The sequence below is a fragment of the Streptomyces sp. NPDC107517 genome, assembly GCF_055582645.1.
This window is the reverse complement of sequence record NZ_JBVJPM010000080.1, coordinates 1-6,081: the sequence shown is the minus strand read 5'-3', so window position 1 is coordinate 6,081 and position 6,081 is coordinate 1. Positions and strand designations below refer to the sequence as shown.

Here is a 6,081-nt window from a genome sequence, read left to right as displayed (position 1 = left end):
GCCACACTGACGCCCGCGACAACTCCACCCCCGTTGCCCGGGTGACGACCACACCGACTCGTTCCAGAGTCCACAGGTCGGCCTCGAAACCATGAGCCTGGGCGCCTTGCTCCAACGCGGCCCGGACCGTCTCGACCTGGGTGTCGTCCAGCTTGGGTGGGCGTCCGGTGACAGCCCGTCGCCGCAGAGCCGAAGCACCGCCCTGCTCCCACACCCGCCGCCAACGCCGCACACTCTCGGCACACACGCCCACGGCCTTCGCGATCTCCGCATTCGAGACGCCGTCCTCGAACAACGCGACTGCCCGAACACGACGCGCCTCGGCCAACTGAGGCCGCGACAAAGGAGGTAGGGAGGAATCAGCAACCGAAGGGGAAGGTTGATGAGCCACCCCGACAGCCTCCCACCCACACGGCCACCACACCCACTGAACTTACGAAAAGATCAGTAGTAGACGCCGTTTCCTTCGGTGCTGATGGTGCCCGCCAGGCGGCGGAGCTGGTATCGCAGGGCGCCGGCTGCGATCACATGGGGCACAAGCAGCGGTTGAGGGCCGCACTCCGCGCTAGGGGTGCGGCCCTCGGTGCATGTGGTTACGAGGTCCAGCCGCCGTACGGCACGGTGATGAGTTCCATGGCGTGGCCCGCCGGGTCCATGAAGTACACGCCGCGGCCACCGTCGTTGTGGTTGATCGTGCCGGGCTGCTTCCGGTGGGGGTCGGCATAGTGCTCGATGCCGCGCTGTCTGATCTGCGCGTACGCCGTGTCGAACTCCTCCTCGGAGATCAAGAACGCGTAGTGCTGGGGAGTGATCTCGTCTGCGGGGACAGTGGCGAAGTCCAGCGTGACGCCGTTGCTCAGGCCGACCGCGATGAACGGACCCCACTCGGCGGTGATCTCAAGGCTGAGCAGGTTCGCGAAGAATTCTGCGGACTCCCGGTTGTCCCGGGCGTGGACGATCGTGTGGTTCAACTCGACTGACAAGGAATGCCTCCGAAGGCATGTCCCGACACCTCCATGTCTCACCCAGCCGGTGACCGACACGCGATGTTGCCGTAGATCATAGTCCTGTCTACGTAGTAAGTCGACTAGTTGATGAGGGCTGCAGCTATACCGACGAAGGCAAGGAAGTGCTCGGCCTTGCGTTCGTAGCGGCAGTGCAAGCGACGGCACCCGGCCAGCCAGGACGTTGGGTCGGCCGCGCGGTGAGGTGCCTGCCGTGGCAGGTCCTGTTCCGCGCGGCCTCCCGCCGAACCGGACATGACGGTTTCCCTGTCATCCGGCTCTCCAGTGACTACTGCGTGTGTGGTCTGGCCGGCCTTTCCGAATGGATGCGGTCGTGGCAGGTGTCGCAGGCCACGACCGTCTTGCGGCGCCGGTGGAGCATGACGCGCGCCCAGTCGGAAGGCTGCCATCCGGCATGTGCGAGGTCGGCGAGAGCGCGGACGTGGTGCACTTGCACGTTGCCCTTGCTTCCGCAGATCTCGCAGGTATCCGCCAGGAGTCTCGCGATGAGTTCCTTCTGCGGATAGTCCACCCGGATCGGCTCCCGATCGGCGAGTTCCACCGCTCGTTGCCGTTGGAGGGGAATTCCGCCGAACCGTGCCACCAGTGGCTTTCTGTTCTTCCGCTCGATTCGGGCCTCGAAGCAGACGCGAGGCCCGTTGGGGGTATCGACTCTGACCTTGTGCTTGGCAGCCATCTTCGATACTGACGAACGGTGCTTGGCAGCAAGGGTCTTGAGCATTGCTGTCTCCATGACCCATTGCAGCCGGTGCAGCCGGAAGACATCTCCGGCGAGCAGGTAGTACTGGACAACGCCCCGGTAGACGGTCCCGAACGTCGCCACGATCGCATGATCGCTGCTGTTGATCAGGGCCGTTCTCTTCCCGGGGTTTCCGCGGGCGAGATAGGGGGCGCACTTTGCTTTGATCACGTCCCGTGGGACACGGAGAGCGATCTGACCGTTGACTCGACGGTAACGGCCGGTCTTCTTCGTATCGTTGTGCTGGGTCGTGATCTCGTAACCGAGAAACCTCGCTGCCCCGGTGCGGGCATGAGTGATCAGCGTCTTCTCCTGGGACAGTTCCAGGATGAGTTCGCCACGCAGGAACTGGGCCAGACGCTGTTTGATCTGCTCGGCCTCGGCTTTCGGTCCGGTGAAACCAAGGAGATGATCGTCCGCATAGCGTATGTAGCGCAGCCTGCGGTAAGCGGGATCGCCTGGATCCGCACTTGGCAGACTGACCATCCGCTGACGCATAGTACGGGCCGAAACCCGATCGCCGCGTCGACGTGCTTTCGCCAGCTGATTCTGCAACTCCAGATAGGCCGGGTTCCGGGCCCGGCGCTTCCCTCGGGTGTACTCCGGAATTAGAACTGTCTCGACGAACTCGTCCAGCTTGTGCAGGTAGATGTTGGACAGGACTGGGGATGCCACTCCGCCTTGCGGTGCTCCGGAGAGCGTGGCCCCCCACTTCCAGTCCTCCAGGTATCCGGCTGTCAGCATGTTGCGCACCAGCCGCAGAAACCGCTGGTCATGGATCTTCTCGCCGAGGATCGACAGCAGGACCCGATGGTCCAGACTGCCGAAGCAGTCGGCGATGTCCCCTTCGATGAACCAGGATGTCCCGGTCCAGGTGTGGTCCACCTCCCGCAATGCGGTGTGGCAGCCCCGACGGGGACGGAAGCCATGCGAGTGGTCGGAGAACGTCGGCTCATAATACGCCTCCAATAATAGGCGGATGACTTCACCGACGAGCTTGTCCGACCAGGTCGGCAGCCCCAGCGGACGCATCTTCCCGTTCTTCTTCGGGATATGGATACGTCGGACCGGTTTGAAGCGGTAACGCTCGTGACGTATCGCCTCGATGATCCGGTCGATCTTCCGCTGTGACATGCCGTCCACGGTTTCTGACGTGACCCCCGGCGTCATCGCGCCATGGTTGGCATAGATGCGACCGTAGGCCAGCAGATACAACTGCGGGTTGAACAGTTGCCGGTACAGTTCCTCGCACGGCAGGTCACGCCTGCCGCGTTCACGCAGGACACCCAGCACCGTTTTGGCGCTCTGCATTACGCATACCTCCCGGATTCGAGTGTCCGAATCACCTGGCCCCCTTCGCCCGATGCGGACGGCTTTCCCGTCCTCCCTGGCCGGTCGTGACTCCGGCGACTACTACGGGGCCTCCGTCGCCATAGGACTCGCGTCCCGTAGGCGATCCCACGTTCGTCTCTGTCTGTACGTTCTAGCGCGACTTAGGCGTCCCACTCATCTCCTTGAATGTCCTCGCTGGACATCGCTCCGCACCCCGGAGGTGCACCGGGCAACAATGAATCCCCGTGCAGAGTGCGGCGCCGGTTTCAGCTGTCATTTCCGGCGGATGGGAACTTGCATCTTCTGGAGATTGGGCTTCAGACAATCCAGTCTTCGCCATATCGCGCGGGCCGCCCAGCACACCGTCTCTGACAACTGAGCCCGGTCACTGGTTTTCTGACATGCTGTTGTCCCCTTCACCTTTCGGATCCAGGTAAGTCATTCGGCCCAGAAACCTCCTTCCGAGTTCCTCCCGGCTGAGCCGGGGATACAAGCAGAGCGCCTCGTGGCGCACACTGTCCTTGCGACGACCCAGCGATGGCGGCCCAGCCGGGCGGACGACTCGATGCCCTTGCGGGCGATGCGGTGGCGGATGCCCCTCTTGCGGAGCCATCTGCGCAGGTGGTCGTAGTCGTAGCCCTTGTCGGCATGGAGCTTGGCCGGGCGCCGGCGACGGGGCCCGCGCCGGGAGCGGACGGGCGGAATCCCGTGCACCGGTGGCTTCAGCCCGAGACTGTCGTGCATGTTGGCGCCGGAGATGCTCAGTGACAGGGGCAGTCCCTTCCGGTCGGTGAGCAGGTGGATTTTCGATCCTGTTTTGCCGCGGTCGGTCGGATTCGGTCCGGTCAGTGGCCCCCTTTTGCCGCCCGGACGCTGACGGAGTCGAGCGCGCACCGCGACCAGTCCAGCTCTCCTCTGGCGCCGAGTTCGTCGAGGATGACCCGATGGAGCCGGGCCCAGCCCCTCTCCCGGCTCCACTGGGCGAAGCGTCGGTAGACCGTGGGCCAGGCCGGCCCGAACACCGGCGGCAATTGCCGCCAGGTGCAGCCCGAGGTGGCCACGAAGATGATGGCGCGGTCGGTCGTGTTACCCGGCTTCGGCACGCGCGAGCCGCCCGGCTGAAGATCATGGTGACCGCCCGGCTCTGCGGGTGTGGTCGGCCGGGCAGTGGCGGTACGCGCTGGTCTTGGCGCGGCAGGTCTGGGGGGGTGCCTCTATGTCTTTCGTCAAGCGAGGCGTGGGGTTCGGGGTTCGTAGAAGGTGCCGTCGCGGAGCATCGCGAAGAGCACGTTGATGCGTTGTCGGGCCAGGCGGAGGAGGGCCTGGGTGTGGGTCTTTCCTCTGGCCCGGCATTTGTCGTAGTAGGTGCGGGAGGCGGGGTCGTGCAGGGCGGCGAACGCGGACAGGAACATCGCGCGTTTGAGCTGCCGGTTGCCGCCTCTGGGTGCGTGTTCGCCGTGGATTGAGGTTCCCGACGACTTCGTCGTTGGGGCGAGACCGGCGTAGGAGGCCAGGTGGGCGGCGGTGGGGAAGCTGGTGCCGTCGCCGACGGTGACCAGCAAGGTGGCGGCGGTCCTGATCGCGACCCCCGGCATCGAGGTCAGGACTTTGGAAAGAGGGTGGGTCTCCAGCAGGGCGCTGATCTGGGTTTCTGTGGCCCGGCGTTGTTCGTGGACGGCGCTGAGCGAGCTGGCCAGGGAAGGGACCACGATGTCGAGGGTGCCGGTGCCCGGGACCACGACGGTCTGCTCGTCGAGGGCGTCGAAGACGTCGTCGATCAGCCGTGTCGCCATGCGTGGGGCCTTGGGGCGGATCACCTCAACCAGCCTGCGGCGTCCGGCCTTTCGCAGGCCGGCGGGGGATCCGTAGCGTTCCAGCAGCCAGGTGATGGCCGGGTGGTCCAGGCGCGGGCCGAGGACCCGCTCGAGGCTGGGGTGGAACTGGGTGAGCAGACCGCGGATCCGGTTGGAGGTGCGGGTGGCCTCGGCCGCCAGGTCCTGGTCGAAGCCGATGAGCACAGTCAGCTCGGCGGTGATCTCGTCGGTGAGTTCCAGGGTGCGCAGGGTGTGCGGCATAGTGCGGGCCGCGTCCGCGATCACTGCGGCGTCCTTCGCGTCGGTCTTGGCCTCGCCGGGGTAGAGGTCGGCGATCCGCCGCATGGCCAGGCCGGGCAGGTACGCGACCTTGCATCCGGTGTCCCGGGCGACCGTGAGCGGGAGGGCGCCGATGGAAGCGGGCTGATCCACCACGACGAGGACCGTGCCGAACTTGGTCTTCAGCTTGTCGAAGACTTCCCTCAGCTTCGGTTCGGTGTTGGGAAGTTGCTTGTCGAAGACCTTCTTGCCGGCCGGGGTGAGTCCGTGCCCGTGGTGGGCGCTCTTGCCGACGTCGAGGCCGAGAAAGACGCCTATGTCGTCGATGTTGTTCAAGCCGTCCTCCCGAACGGATGCCGTGTGTGCTGGCCTGGGCGTTGGCGTCGTGCGCGCATCCACGTTATGCAGACCTGCCGCCCGCAAGAGGCCGGGCGTTGCACCAGGCCAGGCGGTAGTCGGACCTCTCATCAGCGTCTCCAACGGCGCCTCTCGGGCCCGGTGGCACCACCCCCCAGGTCATCCCTTCGACAGGGGGGAACAGCCATGCCGGGCCCGGAGGCCAGCGGTCCCGTTGCGGAACCGCGAAAAACATAACGGGGGCTCGGTGCGCTACCAGGTCGAGGTCGATCTTCGCGGGGACACGAGGGTCGTCGTGCGCACGTACCTGTGGCCACACGACGGTTTGCGGGTAGTCACCGGGAGCAGCGTGGAGCTGTCCCGGAGCGTCGACGAGAACCGGCAGGGCCACATGCCAGGACGCGGCGGCCTCGACGGGCGGAGGCGGCCCGGTGCCGTCGGGGGGATGTGCGTAGCCGCCGTGGCGGCCTGCTCGTCGTGCTCACGCATCGTCGGCAAGTGCGGCCAGGGTCCCGCACCGGCGGGTGCCGGGCAG

Annotated in this window: 5 protein-coding genes and 2 pseudogenes; 1 reads left to right on the top strand and 6 read right to left on the bottom strand. The window is 65.6% G+C overall.

The window, feature by feature from the left end; genetic code table 11:
• From ACZ67T_RS46010 to ACZ67T_RS45985, 6 genes and pseudogenes are all read right to left on the bottom strand, one after another.
• On the bottom strand, positions 1–295 hold a 295-nt coding region (locus ACZ67T_RS46010; RefSeq protein WP_469993014.1), incomplete at its 3' end, for a helix-turn-helix domain-containing protein.
• A gap of 298 nt (positions 296–593) precedes the next feature.
• Positions 594–983, bottom strand: a complete 390-nt coding sequence (locus tag ACZ67T_RS46005) for a VOC family protein (protein WP_469993012.1) — start codon at positions 981–983, stop codon at positions 594–596.
• A 104-nt stretch (positions 984–1,087) separates the two neighbouring features.
• Positions 1,088–1,186: pseudogene (locus ACZ67T_RS46000) on the bottom strand (IS5/IS1182 family transposase); the annotation flags it as partial.
• A 107-nt stretch (positions 1,187–1,293) separates the two neighbouring features.
• A complete protein-coding gene (locus ACZ67T_RS45995) occupies positions 1,294–3,075 on the bottom strand; it encodes a reverse transcriptase/maturase family protein (RefSeq protein ID WP_469993010.1) in 1,782 nt (593 codons plus the stop codon).
• 534 nt (positions 3,076–3,609) lie between these two features.
• Positions 3,610–4,256, bottom strand: a pseudogene (locus ACZ67T_RS45990) (IS5 family transposase); the annotation flags it as partial.
• 66 nt (positions 4,257–4,322) lie between these two features.
• Positions 4,323–5,525, bottom strand: a complete 1,203-nt coding sequence (locus tag ACZ67T_RS45985) for an IS110 family RNA-guided transposase (protein WP_469993008.1) — start codon at positions 5,523–5,525, stop codon at positions 4,323–4,325.
• Positions 5,526–5,895: 370 nt separating this feature from the next.
• On the opposite strand from ACZ67T_RS45985, the gene ACZ67T_RS45980 reads away from it, so the two are divergent.
• Positions 5,896–6,081: hypothetical protein (locus ACZ67T_RS45980; protein WP_469993006.1), on the top strand; the 186-nt coding region annotated here is incomplete at its 3' end.

Excerpts from the sequence above, each read along its gene's own strand:
- ACZ67T_RS45995 (WP_469993010.1), bottom strand. The coding sequence starts at position 3,075 with ATGCAGAGCGCCAAAACGGTGCTGGGTGTCCTGCGTGAACGCGGCAGG.